Origin of the sequence: Pantoea sp. BJ2, assembly GCF_040255075.1 — a bacterium.
GTDB lineage: Bacteria > Pseudomonadota > Gammaproteobacteria > Enterobacterales > Enterobacteriaceae > Pantoea > Pantoea leporis.
In genome coordinates, this window is sequence record NZ_CP158292.1 from 115109 (window position 1) to 139271 (window position 24163).

At 56.2% G+C, this 24163-nt stretch carries 21 protein-coding genes, 1 tRNA gene and 1 riboswitch; of the genes, 18 read left to right on the plus strand and 4 right to left on the minus strand.

The window, feature by feature from the left end; all coding sequences use genetic code 11:
* Positions 1-15: 15 nt before the first annotated feature.
* Genes AAF463_RS00520 through AAF463_RS00530 form a run of 3 tightly spaced genes read right to left on the minus strand, consistent with a single transcriptional unit; the run spans position 16 to position 2788 of the window.
* On the minus strand, positions 16-1077 hold the full coding sequence (locus tag AAF463_RS00520) for an oligopeptide/dipeptide ABC transporter ATP-binding protein (protein ID WP_101763817.1): 1062 nt from the start codon (positions 1075-1077) through the stop codon (positions 16-18).
* Complete coding sequence (locus AAF463_RS00525) at positions 1074-2069, minus strand: ABC transporter ATP-binding protein (protein WP_350261367.1); 996 nt, start codon at positions 2067-2069, stop codon at positions 1074-1076. Before AAF463_RS00525 ends, AAF463_RS00520 begins: the two co-directional genes overlap by 4 nt.
* Positions 2066-2788, minus strand: a complete 723-nt coding sequence (locus AAF463_RS00530; RefSeq protein WP_192236857.1) for a FadR/GntR family transcriptional regulator — start codon at positions 2786-2788, stop codon at positions 2066-2068. Before AAF463_RS00530 ends, AAF463_RS00525 begins: the two co-directional genes overlap by 4 nt.
* 408 nt (positions 2789-3196) lie before the next feature.
* Positions 3197-3291, plus strand: a riboswitch (guanidine-I (ykkC/yxkD leader).
* A gap of 62 nt (positions 3292-3353) precedes the next feature.
* On the opposite strand from AAF463_RS00530, the gene AAF463_RS00535 reads away from it, so the two are divergent.
* The 7 genes from AAF463_RS00535 to AAF463_RS00565 all read left to right on the plus strand — a co-directional run bounded on the left by AAF463_RS00535 (position 3354) and on the right by AAF463_RS00565 (position 11573).
* A complete protein-coding gene (locus tag AAF463_RS00535; protein ID WP_350261368.1) occupies positions 3354-4412 on the plus strand; it encodes a putative urea ABC transporter substrate-binding protein in 1059 nt (352 codons plus the stop codon).
* A 14-nt stretch (positions 4413-4426) separates the two neighbouring features.
* A complete protein-coding gene (locus AAF463_RS00540) occupies positions 4427-5239 on the plus strand; it encodes an ABC transporter permease subunit (protein WP_350261369.1) in 813 nt (270 codons plus the stop codon).
* A gap of 10 nt (positions 5240-5249) precedes the next feature.
* Positions 5250-5996, plus strand: coding sequence for an ABC transporter ATP-binding protein (locus tag AAF463_RS00545; protein ID WP_350261370.1), 747 nt, complete (start codon positions 5250-5252; stop codon positions 5994-5996).
* An 11-nt stretch (positions 5997-6007) separates the two neighbouring features.
* On the plus strand, positions 6008-6715 hold the full coding sequence (locus AAF463_RS00550; RefSeq protein WP_192414359.1) for an urea amidolyase associated protein UAAP1: 708 nt from the start codon (positions 6008-6010) through the stop codon (positions 6713-6715).
* Positions 6715-7350: an urea amidolyase associated protein UAAP2 gene (locus AAF463_RS00555; protein ID WP_350261371.1), complete on the plus strand. Its 636-nt coding sequence runs from the start codon at positions 6715-6717 to the stop codon at positions 7348-7350. Before AAF463_RS00550 ends, AAF463_RS00555 begins: the two co-directional genes overlap by 1 nt.
* A gap of 79 nt (positions 7351-7429) precedes the next feature.
* A complete protein-coding gene (gene uca / locus AAF463_RS00560; protein WP_350261372.1) occupies positions 7430-11029 on the plus strand; it encodes an urea carboxylase in 3600 nt (1199 codons plus the stop codon).
* Positions 11030-11276: 247 nt separating this feature from the next.
* The gene (locus AAF463_RS00565; RefSeq protein WP_008104629.1) at positions 11277-11573 is read left to right on the plus strand and encodes an HTH-type transcriptional regulator; all 297 of its coding nucleotides are present in this window, start codon (positions 11277-11279) and stop codon (positions 11571-11573) included.
* Between the two features lie 43 nt (positions 11574-11616).
* Here the strand turns inward: AAF463_RS00565 and AAF463_RS00570 are convergent, their stop codons facing one another.
* Entirely contained in the window at positions 11617-12210 is a 594-nt protein-coding gene (locus AAF463_RS00570) for an HD domain-containing protein (RefSeq protein ID WP_350261373.1), read from the minus strand.
* A 62-nt stretch (positions 12211-12272) separates the two neighbouring features.
* On the opposite strand from AAF463_RS00570, the gene AAF463_RS00575 reads away from it, so the two are divergent.
* From AAF463_RS00575 to bcsQ, 11 genes are all read left to right on the plus strand, one after another.
* Positions 12273-12737 (plus strand): MarR family transcriptional regulator, encoded by a 465-nt coding sequence (locus AAF463_RS00575; RefSeq protein ID WP_101763807.1) that lies wholly within the window; start codon positions 12273-12275, stop codon positions 12735-12737.
* Positions 12738-12836: 99 nt separating this feature from the next.
* Positions 12837-13265 carry an organic hydroperoxide resistance protein gene (locus tag AAF463_RS00580; protein WP_101763806.1) on the plus strand — a complete coding sequence of 143 codons (429 nt, stop codon included), beginning with the start codon at positions 12837-12839 and terminating at the stop codon, positions 13263-13265.
* 269 nt (positions 13266-13534) lie between these two features.
* Positions 13535-15226, plus strand: a complete 1692-nt coding sequence (eptB, locus tag AAF463_RS00585; RefSeq protein WP_271460924.1) for a kdo(2)-lipid A phosphoethanolamine 7''-transferase — start codon at positions 13535-13537, stop codon at positions 15224-15226.
* A 103-nt stretch (positions 15227-15329) separates the two neighbouring features.
* A tRNA-Pro gene (locus AAF463_RS00590) sits at positions 15330-15406 on the plus strand.
* A 1043-nt stretch (positions 15407-16449) separates the two neighbouring features.
* Positions 16450-18060, plus strand: coding sequence for a dipeptide ABC transporter periplasmic-binding protein DppA (gene dppA, locus AAF463_RS00595; RefSeq protein WP_101763804.1), 1611 nt, complete (start codon positions 16450-16452; stop codon positions 18058-18060).
* A gap of 198 nt (positions 18061-18258) precedes the next feature.
* Positions 18259-19278, plus strand: a complete 1020-nt coding sequence (gene dppB, locus AAF463_RS00600) for a dipeptide ABC transporter permease DppB (protein WP_110867892.1) — start codon at positions 18259-18261, stop codon at positions 19276-19278.
* Between the two features lie 9 nt (positions 19279-19287).
* Positions 19288-20190 (plus strand): dipeptide ABC transporter permease DppC, encoded by a 903-nt coding sequence (dppC, locus tag AAF463_RS00605; RefSeq protein ID WP_110867893.1) that lies wholly within the window; start codon positions 19288-19290, stop codon positions 20188-20190.
* Between the two features lie 12 nt (positions 20191-20202).
* Positions 20203-21189: a dipeptide ABC transporter ATP-binding protein gene (dppD, locus tag AAF463_RS00610; RefSeq protein WP_008104610.1), complete on the plus strand. Its 987-nt coding sequence runs from the start codon at positions 20203-20205 to the stop codon at positions 21187-21189.
* The gene (gene dppF, locus AAF463_RS00615) at positions 21179-22189 is read left to right on the plus strand and encodes a dipeptide ABC transporter ATP-binding subunit DppF (protein ID WP_101763801.1); all 1011 of its coding nucleotides are present in this window, start codon (positions 21179-21181) and stop codon (positions 22187-22189) included. The genes dppD and dppF overlap by 11 nt, the downstream gene beginning before the upstream one ends.
* 473 nt (positions 22190-22662) lie before the next feature.
* On the plus strand, positions 22663-23322 hold the full coding sequence (gene bcsO / locus AAF463_RS00620; protein WP_101763800.1) for a cellulose biosynthesis protein BcsO: 660 nt from the start codon (positions 22663-22665) through the stop codon (positions 23320-23322).
* Positions 23313-24113, plus strand: a complete 801-nt coding sequence (gene bcsQ, locus AAF463_RS00625) for a cellulose biosynthesis protein BcsQ (RefSeq protein WP_101763799.1) — start codon at positions 23313-23315, stop codon at positions 24111-24113. Before bcsO ends, bcsQ begins: the two co-directional genes overlap by 10 nt.
* Positions 24114-24163 lie beyond the last annotated feature (50 nt).

A 24163-nucleotide genomic window follows, 5' to 3' on the forward strand; every position in this document is an offset into this window, starting at 1 on the left:
GTGTATCTCCAGAGGTTAGGCTTGCTGATTCACCGCCTGCTCAAACAGGGCGCGGCGACGTAAAAAAGCGGCGGAAGGTGGCGCAAGGGTGATGACGCTGCGATCGCGGTTAATCTCCTGCCAGCGGTGACAGGCAATTTGACGGCCGCCGCTCAGCACCTGATTAATCGGTTCAAACTGGCGACATTCCGCTGTGGCATAGGGACAACGGGTATGAAAACGGCAGCCGCTCGGGGGATCTGCAGGGTTGGGCAAATCACCCTGCAGCATTGGGATGGTGCGACTGACGCCCGGCTGCATTTGTGGCGCGGAGGCAATCAACGCTTGCGTATAAGGATGGAGCGGCGCATCAAAAATCTCATCGACGCTGGCCAGTTCGACAATCTGACCGAGATACATCACCGCCACGCGATCGCTCATATGGCGGATTACCGCCAAACCGTGCGCCACGATCACCATCGTCAGGCCAAACTGCTGTTTCAGGCTCTCAAGCAGATTCACCACCTGCGCCTGCACGGACACATCCAGCGCTGAAACCGGCTCATCGCCGAGCAGTAATTTCGGCTGTGAGGCCAGCGCGCGGGCAATACCAATGCGCTGGCGCTGACCGCCTGAAAACTCGTGCGGGTAACGTTCGGCCCAGGCCGCAGGCAGGCCAACGGTGCGCAGCAGTTCGGCGACGCGCGCGTGGCGCTGATCGCGGCTCATCTTTTCATGCAGCCACAAAGGTTCGCCAACAATCTGCTGCACCGTCATGCGCGGATTGAGCGAGGCAAACGGATCCTGAAAGATAATCTGCAATTCGCGACGCAGCTGATTGAGTCGCGCGCCGCTGGCATCGGTGATGCTTTCGCCCTGATAGAACACGTCGCCGGCGCTGGCGGCTAATAAACGCAGTAGCAAACGTCCCAGCGTCGATTTACCGGAACCGGATTCGCCGACAATCGCCAGCGTTTCGCCCGGCATCACCTGTAGCGCAACGCGATCGACCGCCGTCACGCCGCGATTGCGTGAAAAAAGCCGGTTGCCGGTGGAGAAGGTTTTGCTTAAATCGCGGCACTCTAAAATCGGCTTCATGCACTTTCTCCCAGCGTGACGTGTTGCTCTAACGGAGCGCGGAAACAGGCCACCTGATGATCGTTCGCCAGTGCGCGCAACGCCGGACGATGCTGGTGGCAGCGTATTTCGGCGAAGGGGCAACGCGTGGCAAAGCGGCAGCCAGCCGGCATGTTTTCCGGCAACGGCACCTGGCCGGGAATGGTAGCTAACGCCCCTTCACGCGCGCTCAGGCTGGGAATTGAGCCCATCAGGCCAATGGTGTACGGATGCTGCGGATCGTTGAAAATACGCTCCACGCTGCCGCTCTCAACCACCTGACCGGCATACATCACCGCCACGCGCTGCGCCACTTCCGCTACCACGCCGAGATCATGCGTGATCATCAATACTGCGGTGCCAGTGTCCTGTTTTAGGGTGTTTAACAGCGCCAGAATTTGCGCCTGAATGGTGACATCGAGCGCGGTAGTGGGTTCATCGGCAATCAACAGTTTTGGCTGGTTGATCAGCGCCATGGCAATCATCACGCGCTGGCGCATGCCGCCGGAGAGCTGATGCGGATAGGCTTTCAGCCGCTGTTCCGCTGCTGGAATTTGCACTTTTTGCAGAATCGCCAGCGCCGCGTCCATTGCCTGGCGCTTACTCACTTTGCGATGGCGCCTCACCGCTTCGCTCAGCTGATCGCCAAGCGTGAAGGCTGGATTAAGCGAGGTCATCGGTTCCTGAAAAATCATCGCCAATTGGTTGCCACGCAGGCTGGCGTATTCACTGCTGCTGAGTTGGCGCAGATCGCGGCCATCAAACAGCATGTCGCCCTGCAAGATTTGCGCACTGTCAGGCTGCAAACCCATTAACGTGAGTGAGGTGATGCTTTTGCCGCAGCCCGATTCACCGACCAGCGCCAGCGTTTCTCCCGCCTGTAGCTCCAGAGAAATATCATCCAGTACCGTGACCGGCGAGCCGCGAAACTGCACGCGCAGATTGCGCAGCGATAAAACGGGATGTGCGGTCATGGCGCTTCCTCCTGACGGGAATAGAGCGTTTCCATCAGCGCCTGTTGCAGCGCAAGCAGATGCTCACGCATCGCCGCTGCCGCTTCATGGGGCTGGCGCTGGGCGATGTGCATCACCAGCCGCTGATGATGGGTGTCATAGTTATCCAGGCGTGCCGGGGTACGCGCCTGCACCCGCAAATGCTGCCAGCCGGGATCGCGGCGCACCGCATCGACGGCATCAAACAGCCCGAGCATCAGGCGATTGCCCGCCGCTTCGGCGATGGCGCGATGGAAGGCGCTGTCCCACAGTTCATGCTGATCGCCATCTTCAGGCGGCGTGATGGCGTGCATGCGCTCCAGCAGGCGTTTCATTAAGGCGATTTGTTCTTTGGTGGCGCGCAGGGCGGCAAGACGTGCCAGCCCCGGCTCCAGCTGTAAACGCGCTTCCATCACTTCAAGCAGATTCGATTGCTGTGGCAGATCCTGTAGCACCAGCGGCTGCACTGGCGCGGAGGGCCCAACAAAGGTGCCTTTGCCCTGTTTACGCCAGATGCGGCCCTCTTCTTCCAGCACATCTAATGCCCGGCGAATTTCACGACGACCGATGCCAAACCGCTCGGCTAACTCACGTTCGGTGGGCAGCGCGCGATCGGGCGTGTGCTCCTGCTGCTGAATCAGCTGGCGCAGTTGCTCAAGTGCGGTGCTGGAGTTGCGGCTGGTTTCTGGCGTGTCATTCATAATTGGTTCGCCTGCTTATGCATCAGAAAAAGATCGGTAATCGCCGCGTATCCAGCACTTTTCCTGATGAAAGGCGAATTCGGCAGCTTTCTTAGCGTAGGCAAGAAGTGAACCAATATTTAATTGGTTCGGATTGGCGTGTCATCAATGTGTAATAACCACATGATCGCAAAGCAAAAGTTTTTTCAGTGCCGGTTGTGAATTGCGAGAAGCGTCAACGTCCTCACCGGCATACTGCTTCACGGTGGTGCGCGCGCGCTGCTTATCTGTGCAATGCCAGCAGTGCGGCGACGCACGGTGGGTGAATAACCGATGGTTTTCAGCGGGATATAACCTTGGCATCTATTTTGTATGTGTTAACGCAGATGCAGGAGCGATAGCGGGCAACCCGAGGTCGCCAGACAATTTGCAATGGGTCACTAGGGTTCCGGTCGAAAGATGCTGGTCCGAGAGTGACCGACCGTCCTCTGACGGTTACACGGCGGGAAAAAAGCCCGGGAGGAAAGCGAGAACGTTGCTCGCCGCCTCCTGCTTTTTTTCGTCCGTTAACGCCAGAGGAACCATCATGATCAAAGCCTGCCTTCGCCTGCTGTTGCTTTGCACCATCACGCTGTTCAGCGTCAACACGCTGGCCTCCGACAAACCCTCCTTTAAGATTTGCTGGTCGATCTACGCGGGCTGGATGCCGTGGGATTACGCGCAGCAGAGCGGCATCGTCAAAAAATGGGCCGACAAATACGGCATCGATATCCAGTTTGTGCAGGTTAACGACTACATCGAGTCGGTGAATCAATACACCGCCGGGGGTTTTGCGGGTTGCACCATGACCAACATGGATGCACTGACCATTCCGGCCACCGGCGGCGTGGATAGCACGGCGCTGATCGTCGGCGATTACTCCAACGGTAACGACGGCATTCTGCTAAAAGGCGCGGGCAACCTCTCAGCGCTGAAAGGCAAGCCGATCAATCTGGTCGAACTCTCGGTTTCGCATTACCTGCTGGCGCGGGCGCTGGAGAAATCCGGCATGAGCGAGAAAGACGTCAAAGTGGTGAACACCGCCGATGCCGATTTGGTGGCGGCGTTCGGCACCGCCGACGTCAACGCTATCGTTACCTGGAATCCGCTGCTCGCCGAAGCGGAGAAGCAGCCGAACAGCCATCTGATTTTCTCTTCCGCGCAAATTCCTGGCGAAATCCTCGATCTGCTGGTGGTCAACAGCGCCACGCTGCAGAAGTATCCGCAGCTCGGCAAAGCGCTGACCGGCGCATGGTATGAAACGTTGAAAACCATGTCCGGCCCAACCGACAGCGCTAAAGCGGCACGTACACAAATGGCGCAGGCTTCCGGCACCGATCTGGCGGGCTTTGACCAGCAGCTGGCCGCCACGCATCTGTTTAGCGATGCCAAAACCACCCTCGATTTCGTCCAAAGCCCACAGCTCAAAGCCACCATGCAGATGGTCGCCGAGTTCTCGTTTAAGCACGGTTTGCTGGGCGAGGGCGCGCCGAGCGCCGATGTGGTTGGCGTGGCAACGCCTGCGGGCAATTGGGGCGATGCGGGTAACCTCAAACTGCGCTTCACCGATGAGTACACCAAAATGGCCGCCGCCGGGCAGCTGTAAGCGAGGCGATGCCGATGCGTAAGTTGATCAACTACCAACCGCTGCCGCTGGGGCGCTTGCTGCTGGGCGTTCTGCCGCTGCTGGCGCTGCTGCTGGTGTATCTGTTCGCGTCGGAGGCGCGTCTCAGCCTGAATGCGGCAGACAAGCTGTTGCCGGGCTTTAACGCCATGGGCGACGCCATCAGCCGCATGGCATTTCAGCCCAGCCCGCGCACTGGCGAATATCTGTTGTGGAGCGATACCGCCGCCAGTCTGCTGCGTTTGCTGTGTGGTGTGGCGATCAGCGCGCTATTGGCGCTGGCGCTGGGTCTGTTCACCGGCGCGCTGCCGGTGGTGCGTGCGGTGCTGGCGCCGCTGGTGACGCTGTTTGCGTTGGTGCCGCCGCTGGCGATTCTGCCGATTCTGTTTATCTGTTTTGGTCTCGGCGAAGTATCGAAAGTGGTGCTGATTGTCATCGGCATTACGCCGCTGATTGCCCGCGATTTGCAACTGCAGGTGCAGAAGATCCCACGCGAGCAGCTGGTGAAAGCGCAGACGCTCGGCGCGCACAGCGCACAGATTTTATGGCGCGTGATCCTGCCGCAGCTGATGCCGCGCCTGTTGGATGCGGTACGGCTGTCGCTGGCGTCGGCGTGGCTATTTCTGATTGCCGCCGAAGCCATCGCCGCCACGGAAGGCCTGGGGTATCGCATCTTCCTGATGCGGCGTTATCTGGCAATGGATGTGATTCTGCCCTACGTGGCGTGGATCGCGCTGCTGGCCTTCCTGCTCGACCTGTTGCTGCGGCTGGTTAGCCGTCGCTGCTGGCCGTGGTATCACGCGAAATAAGGGGCGAGCGATGCCGTTACTGCAACTGAAAAACCTTGAGAAACATTACGGCCAGCAAGTGGTGCTGGAGCGCCTCAACATCGAGGTTGAAGAGGGCGAGTTTGTGGCGATTGTCGGTGCGTCCGGCTGCGGCAAAACCACTTTCCTGAATATGCTGCTGGGCACTGAAGCGCCCAGCAAAGGCCAGCTGTTGCTGGATGGCGAACCTATCCCTGACGAACCGGATGCGCATCGCGGCGTGGTGTTTCAGCGTTATTCCGTGTTTCCGCATCTGACGGTGCTGGGCAACGTGATGCTGGGCGACGAGTTCAGCAGTGCGCGTTGGCTGGGCCGCGTGTGGGGAAAGAAACGCCAGGCGATTCGCCAGCGCGCGCAGGCCATGCTGGCGCAGGTCGGGCTTGAACAGGCACAGAATAAATATCCGCATCAGCTGTCGGGCGGCATGCAGCAGCGTCTGGCGCTGGCGCAGGCATTGATGAAGCAGCCGCGCATTTTGCTGCTCGATGAACCCTTCGGCGCACTCGATCCCGGCATCCGTAGCGAGATGCAACAGCTGATCACCCGTTTGTGGCAGCAGCATAACCTGACCATTTTCATGATCACCCACGATTTGAAAGAGGGATTTAGCCTTGCATCGCGTCTGCTGGTGTTCGACAAGCTGCGCCACGATCCGCACGCGCCTGAAGCCTGGGGCGCGACCATCACTTACGATCTGCCGCTGGATCGCGCACAGCCATCCGAACCCCAGGTCGCCTAAAGGAGAAAACCATGAAGCCTTATCAAACCTTGTTGCCGAGCGGCGCACACTGGTCGCTGGTTATGCGCAGCGGTAGCGCGCTGACCCTCACCGATGTCGAAGGTGGCGCCAACGTCGGCCTGCTGTTTTACAACCCGGAAAACCTGCTGGAGCGCTATAACGCGCCCGACACCCTGAAGTGCCAGCACACTTTCCGCCTCACCGCCGGTCATTGTCTCTATTCAGATATGGGACGTATTTTCTGCGGCATCGAACACGACAGCTTCGGCTGGCACGAGAGCGTGTGCGGCACGCTGAATGCCGCACAAACCGCCGCGCGTTTTGGTGCCAGCACCTATCAGCAGGCGCGCAATCTGCGCCATCAAAATGGCTACGACAGTTTTCTCGTCGAGCTGGCCAAATATGGGCTCGGCCAGCGCGATATGGCGTCCTGCCTCAATCTGTTTGCGCAGGTGCGCGCCGACGACAGTGGCACTTTGCAGCTGGAACGTCAGGGCGCGGCGGGTGCCAGCGTGCGTTTACGTTTCGCGATGGACACGCTGGTGCTGCTGCACACTTGCCCGCATCCGCTCAGCGCATCGCAGGATTATCCGCGCCAGCCGGTGCAGATCGAACTGGATGCGCAACACGCGCCGCTGCCGGCGATGTGTCTCGAGCGCGACGAGAATCAGCGCGGTCTGCGCAATAACGCGCTGTATCAACTGCAAGGAGAAATGTGATGATCATTGAAAGTCAGCGCAATCCAGCCGAAGCGCGCTTCCAGCAGCAAATTGATGCCGGTGATTACTGGCTGCAGCGCATCGAGGCGGGCCAAACGCTACGCATCACCGATCTTGAAGGCAATCAAGCCGCCGATACGCTGTTTTTCAATGCTGATGACACCGCCGAACGCTACAGCATGAGCGACACGCTGCGCGGGCAAAACAATGTGTTTCTGACGGCCGGCAGCGTGCTGCGCTCGAACTTTGATCGCCCAATACTGACCATCACTGCCGATACCTGCGGCCGTCACGACACGCTCGGCGGCGCTTGTTCGTGCGAGAGCAACACGGTGCGCTATGACCTGGAAAAGCGTCATATGCATTCGTGCCGCGATAGCTGGATGCTGGCGGTGGCGGAACAGCCGGAGTTTGGCCTGACGCGCCGCGACATCACCCACAACATCAACTTTTTCATGAACGTGCCGGTGACGCAGGATGGCGGATTAACCTTTGCCGACGGCATTTCTGCGCCGGGCAAATATGTCGAGATGCTGGCGCACATCAACGTGCTGGTGCTGATCTCCAACTGCCCGCAGCTCAATAATCCCTGCAACGGTTACAACCCAACGCCGATTTTAGTCAGCGTGTGGTAATTCTCTGACGCAACGGGACGACCCGTTTTCTGCCGTCAATGCTACGCAGGACGACCTGCCGCAACGAGAGTATTCAGTCATGATTGATCGCGTATTAATTGCCAACCGTGGCGCGATTGCCGTGCGCATTATTCGAACCCTGCAAGCCATGAATATCCGGGCGATTGCCGTGTATGCCGAAGCCGACCGTCATGCGCGCCATGTGCGTCTGGCGGATGAAGCCTGGTCGCTCGGTGAAGGTCAGGTGCGAGACACTTATCTCAATCAGGATAAATTGCTGGCGATAGCCGCGCAGAGTGGCGCGCAGGCGCTGCATCCCGGCTACGGTTTTCTCAGTGAAAATCCGGAGTTTGTCACGCGCTGCGAAGCGGCGGGCGTGCATTTTCTTGGGCCGAGCGCCGAGCAGATGGCGGCCTTTGGCCTGAAACACAGCGCGCGTGCGCTGGCTGAACAGAATAATGTGCCGCTGCTGCCGGGCAGCGGCTTACTGTCTTCGCTGGCCGAGGCGCAGCAGATGGCGGCGCAGATTGGCTATCCGGTCATGTTGAAAAGCACCGCGGGCGGCGGCGGCATTGGCATGCAGCGCTGCGACGATGCCGAACAGCTCGACGCGGCATTTACCCGCGTGAAGCGCCTGGCGGGCAACAACTTCGCCGACGATGGCGTGTTTTTAGAGAAGTTTATTGCGCGTGCGCGCCATATCGAAGTGCAGATTTTTGGCGACGGCGCAGGTGAAGTCATCGCGCTCGGCGAGCGTGATTGCTCGGCCCAGCGCCGCAATCAAAAGGTGCTGGAAGAGACGCCCGCACCGGGCTTGAGCGCTGCGGTGCGCGCGCAGTTGCAGGCCACCGCCGTAAGGCTGGCGCGGGCGGTGAACTATCGCAGCGCGGGCACGGTGGAATATGTTTATGACGATGCCAGCCAGCAGTTCTGGTTCCTCGAAGTGAACACGCGTTTGCAGGTGGAACATGGCGTCACCGAAATGGTGTATGGCGTTGATTTGGTGCGCTGGATGGTAGAACTGGCGCAGCAAAGATTGCCGCCGCTGGCCGATTTGCAGCCGGTGGTGCAAGGTCACGCCATTCAGGTACGGCTTTACGCCGAAGATCCGGCTAAGCAGTTCCAGCCCAGCGCGGGATTGCTCAGCCATGTGCAGTTCCCGACTACGATTGAGGGCGCTACGCTGCGCATCGACAGCAGCGTTGAGAGCGGCATGGAGGTTTCGCCATTTTACGATCCGATGCTGGCGAAACTTATTGTACATGCCGCAGACCGTGCCAGCGCGCTAGGCAGCATGGCGCAGGCGCTATCCGCCACCGAACTGTACGGCATCGAAACCAATTTGCTATGGCTGCGCCAGCTGTGCACGCTGCCGGACGTGCAGCAGGGACGCATCATCACCGCCACGCTCGGCACCCTGCAGTGGCAGCCGCCAACGCTGGATATTCTCAGCGGCGGCACCTTAACCACAGTGCAAGATGCGCCGGGCCGCATCGGTTATTGGCATGTTGGCGTGCCGCCTTCCGGTCCGTTCGACAGCCGCGCGTTCCAGCTGGGTAATCGCCTGTTAGACAATGATGCGCAGGCCGCCGGGCTGGAGATCACCTTGCGTGGCCCGACGCTGCGCTTCAACCAGGCCTGCAGTTTTGTCCTGACCGGCGCGCCGATTGCCGCGCAGCTTGATCAACAAACGATACCGATGCATCAGCGGCTGACGGCGCAGGCCGGGCAAACGCTGACGCTCGGCGAAGTTCGAGACGGCAGCCGCAGCTATCTGCTGCTGGCCGGTGGCCTCGATACGCCGCGCTATCTGGGTAGCCGCAGCACTTTCACCCTCGGCAAATTTGGTGGTCATGCCGGACGCGCGCTGCGCGCCGGTGATGTGCTGCATCTCGCCGCGCCGCAGGTGCTGACAGCGGCCAGCTTGCCGGATAATTTGCTGCCGTCACTGAACGGCAGCTGGCAGCTGCGGGTGATTTACGGTCCGCATGGCGCGCCAACCTTCTTCACCGATGATGACATCGCGGAATTTTTTGCCGCTGAGTGGCAAGTGCACTACAACTCCAGCCGCACCGGCATTCGCCTGATTGGCCCCAAACCGACCTGGGCACGCAGCGATGGCGGCGAAGCGGGCATGCATCCCTCGAACATCCACGACAATGCGTACGCCTTCGGCACCGTGGATTTTACCGGCGATATGCCGGTGATCCTCGGCCCGGATGGCCCATCGCTGGGAGGATTTGTTTGTCCGGCAACGGTGATCGAAGCCGATCTGTGGAAGCTGGGGCAGCTGAAAGCTGGCGATCGCATCCAGTTCCAGCCGATCGAACTTGCCACCGCCGATCAACTGGCGCAGGCGCAGCGTGACGTGATCATCAAACTGCAATCTCAACCGATTACAGTGAACGCGGCGCTGCCCTTAATTGATCCGGTGCTGCACCATCATGCGGCAACGGAGCAACGTCCTTCGCTCAGTATTCGGGCGGCGGGCGACCGTTTTCTGCTGGTGGAATATGGCGATTTACAACTGGATATCGCGTTGCGTTTTCGCGTGCATGCGCTGATGCAATGGTTGGAAGCGCACCCGCTGCCGGGGCAACTGGAATTGACGCCTGGCATCCGCTCGCTACAAATTCATTATGACGCACAAATGTGTGGCAGAAGTGAGCGAGTGGCGCAAATATTGCACGCTGATTTAGCATTGGGTAGCCTGGCCGATGCGGCCGTGCCTGCGCGCACCGTCTGGCTGCCACTTAGCTGGGATGATGCGGCCTGTCGTGAAGCGATTGTGCGCTACGACCAATCCGTCAGACCGAATGCGCCGTGGTGCCCAAGCAATATTGAATTTATTCGCCGCATCAATGGGCTGGATAGCATTGAATCGGTAAAAGAGATCGTATTTAGCGCCTCTTATTTGGTCATGGGATTGGGCGATGTCTATCTCGGTGCGCCGGTGGCTACGCCACTCGATCCGCGCCATCGCCTGGTGACCACCAAATACAATCCGGCGCGCACCTGGACGGCGGAAAATTCAGTCGGTATCGGTGGCGCTTATATGTGCGTGTACGGCATGGAAGGGCCGGGCGGCTATCAGTTTGTTGGACGCACTATGCAGATGTGGAACCGCGATCGCCCTACAGCTGCGTTTACCCAGCCCTGGTTACTGCGCTTCTTCGATCAAATACGCTTTTATCCGGTAGATGCCGACGAGTTGCTGCAGATTCGTGAGCGTTTCCCGTGGGGCGATTATCCGCTACGCGTGGAACAGGGTGAATTCCGCCTCGCCGAGTATCAGGCGATGCTGACGCAGCACGCGCAGGAGATTGATGCCTTCCAGCAGCTGCGCCAGCAGGCGTTTGATGAGGAGTTGGCGCGCTGGCGAGCGGAAGGGCAGTTTACCTTCGATAGCCAGCTGCAAGCGCAGAGCAGCGAAGAGAGTGTGGTGCCAGCCGGTTGTCATCCCGTTGAGAGCCAGGTGGCGGGCAGCGTGTGGCAATGGGTGGTGGAGGAAGGCAGTGAAATCAGTGCGGGGGCCACGGTCGGCATTCTCGAATCAATGAAGATGGAAATCCCGATCGTCGCGCCCGTCAGTGGAAAAATCCATAGTCTGACGCGGCAGCCTGGGCAGCAAGTGCAGGCAGGTCAATTGCTTATGGTGATCGACCCACAAGTGGCATAAGAAAGAATAAAAAATAATCAGGAATCTGGCAGCAAAGTCGGGGATATGTCCCATACTTAGAAACCCGAACTATTGTTGCATTGCCCTGACATCTTTTGCAGTGCTCAACAGGCTGTGTCCCGCATCGGTTTGATAATAACTATGCGAAACCGCTTCGGGATACAGCCTGATCGTCCGGTTTCAGCGCCTGGTGGCGCTTACCTCTCTACTTTCACGTGCTTCATAGTGAGTTTTTAAGGAGTTCTCTATGGAATTAAAAGATCCCATGGTCGAGTTGCTCAGCAGCCTTGAGCAGATTGTTTTGACACGTGACGCGAAGCCATCCGTATCAGAAATTTCAATCAATCAGACTACAGTTCCCGAGCCGCAGCGTTTACGCGAGATGACCGGCATGCAGGTTGACGAATTTGCCCGTGTGATGGGTGTCAGCGTTTCGTCAGTGAAAAGCTGGGAGGCGCAACGTACACGTCCTTCCGCTACGGCGCGTAAATTGATGAAGTTGTTGCAGGCCAACCCTTATTTAGGGCGTCAGCTGCTGGAGTAATCCCTTTTTCGGGATGATCCAACCCGCCTTGATGGCGGGTTTTTTAATTTATGGCGCCATACTTTGCTGCCTGTTTAACGAACCAGCTCTCCGGCACGCTGTACGGCGGTTGCGCTAACTGCGCAAGCCCTTGTTTGATGGTTTGCTCTGCCTGCCGCCAAAGATGGCTATCGCCCTGGCGTAACAGCTGAATCTGAATTTGCTTTTCCACCAGATAGACGCGCGCAAAGTCGGCATCGTACTGCACGATGGCGCGGGTGTTGTCGATGATGTCGGCCAGCTTGATGGTTTGCGCTTGGGGCGAGGCATCGGCGGTATGACGAAAATGCGCCAGCTTACGTGCGGCGCGGTTTTTTGCCGCAGGCTGCGCGCTGTCGGTGAGCTGGTCCACCAGTTCCGCCACACGCGGGCCGAAATGGCGTTCGATATCGTCAATGGTGCTGGGCGTGTCTTCTACCGTGTCATGCAGCCAGGCGGCGGCAATCATCTGTTCATCACCGGTAACGCTACGCACTAATTCGGCGACGGCCGCCGGATGCACAATGTAAGGCTCGTCAGTGTATTTGCGACGTTGACCCGCAGCGGCATGCGCCTCAGTGGCATAACGGCGCGCGTGCTCTTCCAGTGAATCTCGCATATTTCACTCTCCCAGAGAAAAGTCGCTTGCAATTATCTAGCGCGCTATTTATATTGAAACCCATGAACAGTAATCAAGATGACAAAAAAGTGAAGCAGGCGCCACTTCAGTTAGATCAGCAGCTCTGCTTTGCACTGTATTCGGCGAATCTCGCGATGCACAAAGTCTATCGCCAGCTGCTATCAAAGCTGGAGATTACCTATCCGCAATATCTGGTGATGCTGGTGCTGTGGAGTCAGGACGATGTGACGGTCTCTGAGATTGGCGAGCAGCTGTTTCTTGATTCAGCTACGCTGACGCCGCTGTTGAAACGTCTGGAGAGCGCGGGTTTATTGCATCGCCAGCGTTCCCGTCAGGATGAGCGTCAGGTTGTGGTAACGCTGACCGATGAAGGTCGTGCGTTGCGTGACAAAGCAGAAAGTATTCCGGAAGCCATTCAGTGCGCAACAGCCTGCGATGACCAGGTGATGGCATCTCTGAAAGCTCAGTTAGACGAGTTGCGCGATAGCCTTTACCGCGCCAATTAATAAACAGGGGAAGTCGCTGTCCCGACAACCCAAAAGATGACGTTCAGGTTTGCGCATAATAAGTAGTGCGCGATTATATAGCGAATTAATGAGGTTATTATGTCTTTAGAAAAAGTTGTTTACACTGCAAAAGCTAAAGCTACCGGCGGTCGTGATGGTCGTGCTACTTCTTCCGACAACGTACTGGATGTAAAACTGGGCGTGCCAAAAGAGATGGGCGGCGCAGGCGGTGAAGTGACTAACCCAGAGCAGCTGTTTGCTGCAGGTTATTCAGCGTGTTTCCTCGGTGCGATGAAGTTTGTGGCTGGCCGCGACAAGATTTCGATGCCGAAAGATGCGTGGATTGAAGGCGAAGTTGGCATTGGCCCAATCCCGAACGGTTTCGGTATTGAAGCCAAACTGAATATTCATCTGCCAGAGATGGATGCAGCTGAAGCGCAGAAGCTGGTAGATGCGGCACACATCGTTTGCCCATACTCAAACGCAACGCGTGGCAATATCGACGTGACGCTGAACATCATCAACTAATTGATGTTATTCACGATAACAGGCTCCTGCGGGAGCCTTTTTCACATCAGAATAAAACGCTAACCGGTTCGATTAGAAAATTTGTCTGGTCTTACCATTGGTTAAATGTTCTACTGCTCGGCTTCGCGCCATCGCCCTTTCGCCAGTCGGAATCGTCCCGATCCTGCATCTTGCGTCACGCTTTTAATGCGGTTTAGCGAACTCTGCTGTCTTTAAACAGTCACATAACGGTTGATACAACGACACCAGGTCGGGAATAGAAAATTTTCATGAATTATATTAAAAGTTTAACGCAGCAAAAGCTGTCTCTGCTGCTTGCGTTATATCTCGGTATCTTACTGAATTTACCGATATTTTATCGCCGCTTTGACGGCTTCTTAACGAAATCCAATATCTCTAACTGGCTCTCTGCAGCGGCGGAAGTGATGGCAGCGGTACTGCTGACTTTCTTCCTGATGCGCTTGCTGTCGCTGGGCGGCAAATGGGTTTACCGCATTCTCGCCACACTCACCGTGATCATCTCTGTTGCCGCCGCCTATTACATGGCGTTCTTCAACGTGGTGATTGGCTACGGCATTATCGCCTCGGTGATGACCACCGATATCGATCTCTCTAAAGAAGTGATTGGTCTGCATTTCGTGCTGTGGATGGTGCTGGTGAGTGCGTTGCCGCTGCTGCTTATCTGGCGCAATAAGCTTAGCCAGACACTGATTGAACAACTTAAAACGCCAGGGCAACGTTTGAAGCCGGTAGCCATTATGCTGCTGAGCGTGGCGCTGGTCTGGCTGCCGATTCGCTATTTCGACAAGCTGCAGAAGGTGAATGAAGAGATCACCAACATCGATTTGCCGAGCTATGGCGGCGTGGTGGCGCACTCGTATCTGCCATCCAACTGGATTGCCGCGCTGGGCCTGTTCGCCTGGACCAAAGTTGATGAAGAGTGGGATGGCCAGAAGTTACTCGATCCGGCAAAAGAGTTTACTTACGTCGCGCCTGCGGGCCTCGACGATACCTATATGGTGTTTGTGATTGGAGAAACCACGCGCTGGGATCACATGGGCATGCTCGGCTACGATCGTGATACCACGCCGAAGCTGTCGAAAGAGAAGAACCTGGTCGCGTTCCGTGGTGAATCTTGTGATACCGCCACCAAGCTATCGCTGCGCTGCATGTTCGTGCGCGAAGGCGGCACCATGGATAATCCGGGCCGCACGCTGAAAGAACAAAACGTTTTCGCCGTGTTGAAAGAGCTGGGCTTCACCTCTGAGCTGTTCGCGATGCAGAGCGAAGTGTGGTTCTACGATAACGCTGACACCAATAACTTCTCGTTCCGTGAGCAGATTGGTTCAGAGAAGCGTAATCAGGGCAAAGCGGTCGATGACATGCTGTTAGTGCCGGAGTTGCAGGCATCGTTACAGCGCTTCCCGAAAGGCAAGCACGTGGTGATTCTGCACACCAAAGGCTCGCACTACCTTTATTCACAACGTTATCCGCGAGACTTCGCGCGCTATCAGCCGGAGTGCATGGGCGTTGATGAGAAGTGCAGTAAGGCGCAGTTGATTAACGCCTACGACAACTCGATTTTGTATGTTGATACCATGCTGGATAGCGTGCTCGATCAGTTGCGTGATAAGAAGGCGATTGTCTTCTACGCCTCCGATCACGGTGAATCAATCAGCGAGAATATGCACTTGCACGGTACGCCGCGCGAGATGGCGCCACCGGAGCAGTTCCGTGTACCGATGATGGTGTGGGCTTCTGATAAGTATCTTGAAGATCCAACCAACCGCAGCAACTTCGAGCGTTTACAGGCGCAGCAGCGCGTGGGTAAAACCCATCGCCATGTTGAGCTGTTCGACACCATCATGGGTTGCCTGGGCTACACCTCGCCGGACGGCGGAATTAAAGACGCAAACAACTGGTGTTCAGCTCCAGCGGCCGCGCCTGCTAAAGCGCTGTGATTTTTTGGGGTTGTTGACCGCTGCTTGCTTTCCAGGCGATCAGTTGGGTTTTCAGTAAAAGGCATTGACGCTTTTTTAGCAGCGCAGTAATATGCGCCCCCATCGGCGAGTAGCGCAGCTTGGTAGCGCAACTGGTTTGGGACCAGTGGGTCGGAGGTTCGAATCCTCTCTCGCCGACCATCTTTGAAGAAACCTGCTTTTATAAGCAGGTTTTTTTTCGTCTGTAATATGCGTGGATTACTTCACTGGTTCGGTGCGTATCAGGATGAAATACGGGCCGCTCCGTAAAGTCGCCGTGGACACATCCCTGTGGGCTCTGCCGACGGTTACTCGCCTCATCCCTGAGGCTCGCCCGCTTCGCGGGCCAACGCTGCGCGTTGTTCAAAAACGCTCCCGGCGTTTTTGTCCATGCGCCGGAAGCTTTACTCCGCGGCCCGTATCCCATCCTTATCAAATTCCGCTGCGCTCTGTTTTAAAGCGAAACCCATCGTTCAGGCGATGGGGAGGCGGCTCGGTTAGCAAAGCGTCCGCCGCAGGGATGCGGCGGTCGAGGCTATAGGGACGTATTCACGCCGACTTTGCGTTCGAGCCGCCTTTCCTGAGCAACGCACCAATAATCAGCAAAACCCGTACATACAACCGTTCCATCTCTCAAATCAAAAATGATCACTATTATTCCGACTTTCAAGCTTGCACCCCACGCCAAATGGAACCCGCAGGCTTAATTCGCGAAACATTCTTCTTATGACCGGTTTATGCATCATGCTGATTTCTTATGCCATTTCCCTAGCACATTCCGCTGCCTGAACGTCATAACGCACGCAGAATCGTTCAGATATTCAACATTTACCAATAAGTTTTGTGTGTTTTTTAGCGGTGATAATCACTGCTATTTGACTACATAGCCAGATAATCACGCGGCATTGAGCGCTTTATCACCTTTTTTAATTTTGGCTTAGGCTGTGAAGGGTGTTTTTTATCGTTGCTTGCACTTAGTCACACTCTATGTAAATAACCCCACACTGTATTGACGTTCATTGCAACTGTTGACAAATTGATGCGTCAATAAAATGTAGAGAAGGACGTGTCTGACAGATTCCACGGTGCCAGCACAAAAAAATAACCGCTCACATTTTGCTTACTCTTAATTGACCTGCCCGAACCGCATAAAAAAATCAGAGGTCGGGCGACGCACACAACATCACATCACAATGGAGCAAAACATGATCAACTCCCTGGCTAAATCCAGGATGCTGAAGGTCGGTCTCAGCCTGATTGCTATGACCGTTGCCGCTGGTGTCCAGGCGAAAACCCTCGTTTATTGTTCAGAAGGTTCGCCGGAAGGCTTCAACCCGCAGCTCTTCACATCGGGCACCACCTACGACGCAAGCTCGGTACCGATCTACAACCGACTGGTTGAGTTCAAAACCGGTACCACCGAGCTGCAGCCAGGTCTGGCAGAAAAATGGGATGTCAGCGCGGACGGTAAAACTTATACCTTCCACCTGCGTCAGGGCGTGAAGTGGCAAACCACCAAAGACTTCAAGCCAACCCGCACCTTCAATGCCGATGACGTCGTGTTCTCCTTCGAGCGTCAGCTCGACAAAAACAACAAATATCACGGTGTTTCTGGCGGCAGCTACGAATACTTCGAAGGCATGGACATGCCTAAGCTGATCGCCAAAATCGAAAAAGTTGACGATTACACCGTACGCTTCACGCTGACGCGTCCTGAAGCGCCGTTCATTGCTGACCTCGGCATGGACTTCGCCTCAATCATTTCTAAAGAATATGCCGACAACATGCTGAAAGCGGGCACGCCTGAGAAGCTGGACCTCAATCCAGTGGGCACCGGTCCGTTTGTACTGCAGCAGTATCAGAAAGACTCGCGCATTCTGTATAAAGCTAACCCAGACTTCTGGGGCACTAAGCCGAAGATTGATCGCTTAGTGTTCTCCATCACGCCAGACGCCTCTGTGCGTTATGCGAAACTGCAGAAAGGCGAGTGCCAGGTCATGCCGTACCCGAACCCGGCCGACATCGCCAGCATGAAGAAAGACGACAAAATTAACCTGATGGAACAGCCTGGTTTGAACGTCGGTTACCTGTCGTTCAACACCGAGAAAAAGCCGCTGGATAACGTGAAGGTGCGTCAGGCACTGACCATGGCGGTGAACAAACAAGCCATCATTGATGCCGTTTATCAGGGCGCTGGCCAGGCCGCGAAAAACCTGATCCCACCAACCATGTGGGGCTACAACGACGACATCAAAGATTACGCTTACGATCCTGAGAAAGCCAAAGCGCTGCTGAAAGAAGCAGGTATGGCTGATGGTTTCTCCATCGACCTGTGGGCAATGCCGGTTCAGCGTCCATACAACCCGAACGCACGTCGCATGGCGGAAATGGTTCAGGCTGACTGGGCGAAAATTGGCGTGAAAGCCAAAATCGTCACCTTCGAATGGGGCGAGTACCTGAAGCGCGCGAAAGCCGGTGAACACCAGACCGTGATGATGGGCTGGACCGGTGATAATGGGGATCCGGATAACTTCTTCGCCACGCTGTTCAGCTGTGCAGCGGCGAAAGACGGTTCTAACTACTCACGTTGGTGCTACAAGCCGTTTGAAGATCTGATTCAGCCAGCCCGTGCTGAAGCCGATCACAACAAACGTATTGAACTGTACAAACAGGCTCAGGTAGTGATGCATGACCAGGCTCCAGCGCTGATCATCGCTCACTCAACCGTCTACGAGCCAGTGAGTAAGAAAGTCTCTGGTTATGTGGTTGATCCATTAGGTAAACATCACTTCGAAAACGTCGATATCCAGGAATAACCTTTCGGATTATCGCGGTCAGGGCCAGCATTGCTGGCCCTCGGGCGGCACCTTCGCCGCCCGTATTCCGCTCTTTTTTTCCGGCAAATTCTACTAATGAAGCGCTTCTTGCGTCGCGTCCGCCTTCGGCTGGCTGCGAGTGTTGAGCAATGTTGTCCCCGGCGGTAACGCTGTGGGAAATGTCAGAGAACCAGGCTTATGCTGCAATTCATACTCCGACGTTTGGGCCTTGTCATCCCAACGTTCATCGGTATCACGTTATTGACCTTCGCGTTTGTCCACTTGATCCCCGGCGATCCGGTACTGATCATGGCTGGCGAACGCGGTATCTCTCCTGAACGTCACGCGCAATTGATGGCGCAGTTTGGCCTCGATCAGCCGATGTGGAAGCAATACATCACCTACATCAACGGCGTCTTACACGGTGACCTCGGCATCTCGCTGAAAAGCCGTATCCCGGTTTGGGACGAATTCGTACCACGCTTCAAAGCTACGCTGGAACTGGGCATCTGCGCCATGTTGTTCGCGGTCGCTGTCGGCATTCCTGTTGGTGTGCTGGCCGCGGTAAAACGCGGCTCGATCTTCGATCACACTGCCGTGGGCATCTCGCTCACCGGTTACTCGATGCCGATTTTCTGGTGGGGCATCATGCTGATCATGCTGGTCTCGGTGCAATGGAACCTCACGCCGGTCTCCGGGCGCGTCAGCGACACCATCTTCCTCGACGACAGTCATCCGCTCACCGGCTTTATGCTGATCGATACGCTGTTCTGGGGCGAAGAGGGCGATTTTAAAGATGCGGTGATGCACATGATTCTGCCGGCCATCGTGCTCGGCACCATTCCGCTGGCGGTGATCGTGCGTATGACGCGCTCCTCGATGCTGGAAGTGCTGGGTGAAGATTACATCCGCACCGCGCGCGCCAAAGGGCTGACGCGTATGCGTGTGATTGTGGTGCATGCGCTGCGTAACGCCATGCTGCCGGTCGTCACCGTGATTGGTTTGCAGGTTGGTACGCTGCTGGCCGGTGCGATTCTGACCGAAACCATCTTCTCGTGGCCGGGACTCGGTCGCTGGCTGATCGAAGCGCTGCAACGCCGTGACTATCCTGTGGTGCAGGGTGGCGTGTTGCTGGTGGCGATTCTGATCATCGTGGTCAACCTGCTGGTTGATCTGTTGTACGGCGTGGTCAATCCACGTATCCGTCATAAGAAATAAGGGGGAATCATGTCTGCTGTTGATCCCGCAAGCGTAACTGCTGCACCCAAGCCGATGACCCCGTTGCAGGAATTCTGGCACTACTTCAGGCGTAACAAAGGCGCGGTTATCGGCCTGGTTTACATCGTTCTGATGCTGTTAATCGCTATCTTTGCTGATGTGCTGGCACCGCACGCACCGGCTGAGCAATTCCGTGATGCCTTGCTGCATCCGCCAGTTTGGCAGGAAGGCGGCAGTTGGAGCTACATCCTCGGTACCGATGACGTGGGCCGCGATGTGCTGTCTCGCCTGATGTACGGCGCACGCCTGTCGCTGCTGGTTGGCTGCATGGTCGTCGTGCTGTCGCTGATTCTCGGCGTGATATTTGGCCTGATGGCCGGCTACCTTGGCGGCGTGGTTGACGCCATCATTATGCGTGTGGTCGATATCATGCTGGCGCTGCCAAGCCTGCTGCTGGCATTGGTGCTGGTGGCAATCTTCGGTCCGTCGATCGTTAATGCCTCGCTGGCGATTACCTTCGTCGCCTTGCCGCACTATATCCGTCTGACGCGTGCTGCGGTGCTGGTTGAAGTTAACCGCGACTACGTTACCGCCTCAAGCGTGGCGGGTGCCGGTACGCTGCGCCAGATGTTCATCAATATTCTGCCTAACTGCCTGGCACCGCTGATCGTGCAGGCATCATTAGGTTTCTCCAACGCCATCCTCGATATGGCGGCGTTGGGCTTTCTCGGTATGGGGGCGCAGCCGCCAACGCCGGAGTGGGGCACCATGCTCTCCGACGTGTTGCAGTATGCGCAAAGTGCCTGGTGGGTGGTGACATTCCCTGGAGTGACCATTCTGCTAACGGTTCTGGCATTCAACCTCATGGGCGATGGTTTGCGTGATGCACTCGACCCGAAACTCAAGCAGTAAAGAGGCACCGAGATGGCGTTATTAAATGTAGACAAATTATCGGTGCATTTCGGCGACGAAAAAACACCGTTCCGTGCGGTTGACCGCATAAGCTATCAGGTCGAGCAAGGCCAGGTAGTCGGCATCGTCGGGGAATCCGGTTCCGGTAAATCGGTCAGTTCGCTGGCGATTATGGGCCTGATCGATTATCCCGGCCGCGTGATGGCCGAGAAACTGGAATTCAATCAGCGCGACCTGCAGAAAATTTCCGAAAAAGAGCGCCGCCAGTTGGTGGGCGCCGAAGTAGCGATGATCTTCCAGGACCCGATGACCAGCCTCAACCCTTGCTACACCGTGGGTTTCCAGATCATGGAAGCGCTGAAGGTGCATCAGGGCGGCAGCAAACGTACCCGTCGTCAGCGTGCGATTGATCTGCTCGATCAGGTGGGCATTCCCGACCCGGCATCGCGTCTGGATGTCTATCCGCACCAGCTATCGGGCGGGATGAGCCAGCGCGTGATGATCGCGATGGCGATTGCCTGCAAACCGAAGCTGCTGATCGCCGATGAGCCGACCACCGCGCTCGACGTGACCATTCAGGCGCAAATCATCGAACTGCTGCTGGAGTTGCAGAAGCAGGAGAATATGGCGCTGATCCTGATTACCCACGATCTGGCGCTGGTGGCCGAAGCGGCTCAGCACATCATCGTGATGTATGCCGGACAAGTGGTGGAGAGCGGTAAAGCAGTGGATATCTTCAAAGCGCCGCGTCATCCCTACACGCAAGCCTTGCTGCGCGCGCTGCCGGAGTTTGCTGCCGACAAAGCGCGTCTGGCCTCGCTGCCTGGCGTGGTGCCGGGTAAATACGACCGCCCAACCGGCTGCCTGTTAAATCCGCGCTGCCCGTATGTGACCGATCGCTGCCGCCGCGAAGAGCCGGAGCTGCGCGACATTCCTGGCCGCCAGGCCAAATGTCACTTCCCACTGGATGATGCCGGGAGACCGACTTATGAGTCTTGATAACGATAAGCAGGATTACCTGCTGCAGGCGATTGACCTGAAAAAACACTACCCGGTGAAGAAAGGTCTGTTTGGCCAGCAACGTCTGGTCAAAGCGCTGGATGGCGTCTCGTTCAACCTCGAACGCGGCAAAACGCTGGCGGTGGTCGGCGAGTCTGGCTGTGGTAAATCCACGCTGGGCCGCTTGCTGACCATGATTGAAACCCCGACCGAAGGCCAGCTGTTCTGGCACGGTCAGGATCTGTTGAAACACGATCCGCAGGCGCAGAAACTGCGTCGCCAGAAAATTCAGATCGTGTTCCAGAACCCGTATGGCTCGCTCAATCCGCGTAAGAAAATCAGCCAGATTCTGGAAGAGCCGCTGGTGATCAACACCTCGCTGACCAAAGCGGAGCGCAAGGAAAAAACGCTGGAGATGATGGCGAAGGTTGGCCTGAAAACCGAGCATTACGATCGCTATCCGCACATGTTCTCGGGCGGCCAGCGTCAGCGTATCGCTATTGCGCGTGGTTTGATGCTCGATCCTGATGTGCTGATCGCCGATGAGCCGGTCTCGGCGCTCGACGTGTCGGTGCGTGCGCAGGTGCTGAATCTAATGATGGATTTGCAGCAGGATTTAGGCTTGTCCTACGTCTTCATCTCGCACGATCTCTCCGTGGTGGAACACATCGCCGATGAGGTGATGGTGATGTATCTCGGCCGCTGCGTTGAGAAGGGCAGCAAAGAGGCGATCTTCAGCAATCCGCGTCATCCTTACACGCAGGCACTGCTGTCGGCGACACCACGCCTCAACCCGGACGATCGCCGCGAGCGCATCAAACTGACGGGCGAGTTGCCAAGCCCGCTCAATCCGCCGCCGGGCTGTGCGTTTAACGCGCGCTGCCGTCGTCGTTTTGGCACCTGCGTTCAGCTGCAGCCAAAACTGAAGCAATATGGCGATCAGCAAATCGCCTGCTTCGCGGTTGATCAGGATGAAAATCAGCCGGTAGGCGTGTCATAAATTACTGCCATAAATGAATCAAGGCTCCTGCGGGAGCCTTTCTTTTTGCTGATTAATACATGAGATAAATTAACGACAAAAAGGGTTACCGCGAAAGCACTGGCAAAAGCATTACGCCACTGCATCTGTGAACAATTGGTCCTGATTAAGATATATAGCGTAAAGGCAAATTCCTATTTTCATCATCATTGTGTGAGCAATGTCACTGTGGAATAAAATCCATAACTTGCAGCGCAGTAGAGGTTTTTCAGTAGCTTAGGTTAAAATCCCCTGCGTGATTATTTCTGTTAATTGATACTAATTAATCTCCGTCCATAAATAACTGCATGCTTTTTGCATTCCCGCTTTTTCAATCTTAAAGATAGAATTGTTTTATTGAATGCGCTGTTTTAGTAATCAGATTTGTCTCACCGTCTTTTAATGTGTGTGATATATTCGCGGAAAATTCTCTCCCGCTTTTACAGGCTCTGATCATGAAGAATTACGACGATCTGCAGCGTTTTAAAGAGAAAACGCAGACGCTTGACATCGCTTTTAAGGATATGTCCGGTCAATCGCAGGAAGCCGATCAAAGTCAGTGGGCGTTACTGCGTCAATTGACCACCGAACAAGAGCCTGAATTAGGCAGCGGTCAGCGCATTGATATGCCGCAACCACAGCCGATTCGCGGGGATGAATTCAGCGCACCGCCGGAACCGGCTCAGGCTGCACCAGCCAGCCCGACGCGCGCATCGATTCTCGATAGCCTGAACGCACCTGCCGCCGCGCAACCGGAGAGCGGCTCATCGCTGTTTCCGCCCGCGCCGTCGGTTAAGCCGCTCTCCTCTGCGACGCCATTAGCGCCGAAAGCCACGCTGGTCGAGCGCCAGGCGACAACCTCACTGTTTCCACCAGCAAAACCTGCCGCCGCGCCAGCCGCTCAGCCTGCTGCTGTTGCCGCACCGGCAGCTCCCGCGCCAATCGCGCCAGTGCCTGTGCCAACCCTGGCCGCTGCGGTTGAACCGGCACGTCCGGCTGCGCCGGCCCCGTCTCGCTTTGGTGCGCTGTTCCGCTCGCGTCCAGCCGAGCCGGCTAACCTGTCAAAAGAAACACCGTTAAAACCGCTACTGGAGAAGATTGCGCTATGCCGTTAGTTTGTGTGTGCTCGCCAAAAGGGGGAGTAGGGAAAACCACCATGGCGGCCAACCTTGCGTGGAGTCTGGCTCGCGCTGGCAGCAAGGTATTGGCAATCGATTTCGATGTTCAGAACGCCTTGCGCCTGCATTTCGGTGTACCGCTGAATGATGGTCGCGGCTTTGTGGCACGCTCTGAAGATCAGGCTGACTGGAGCCAATCGATTCTGACCACCGGCGGCAATATTTTCGTCATGCCGTATGGCGAGGTGAGCGAAGAGCAGCGTGAACGCTTTGAAGAGAACCTGGTAAAAGATCCGCATTTCCTGAAACGCGGGCTGGATACGGTGCTGAATTATCCGGGACTGGTGATTATCGCCGATTTTCCCCCCGGTCCGGGTCCGGCGCTTAAAGCAATGCAGGCACTTGCCGATATGCATTTAGTGGTGATGTTAGCGGATACCGCATCGGTCTCGTTGCTGCCGCAAATAGAAAATGACCGCATGATCGGTCGGCCGCTGAATAATAAACGTGGTCACTATTTTGTCCTTAACCAGAGCGATAACCGCCGCAATATTAGCCGTGAAGTCACCGCTTTTATGCAGCAGCGCTTGGGTGAGAACTTATTAGGCGTGGTTCATCGTGATGAAAGCGTCGCGGAAGCCAATGCCTCGCAACAATCGGTTTATGATTTCAGCCCAGCGTCTGCAGCTGCGTTTGATATCGAATTAGTGGCAAAACGCGTAGCCAATATCCTGGATATCACCGTGGGTAACGGCGAAGTTCAGGCACCTTTTCGCAGCCACTATTAATAATGAGGCCGACTCCGGCCACATAATAACAACACAGCTTCTTCAGGGTG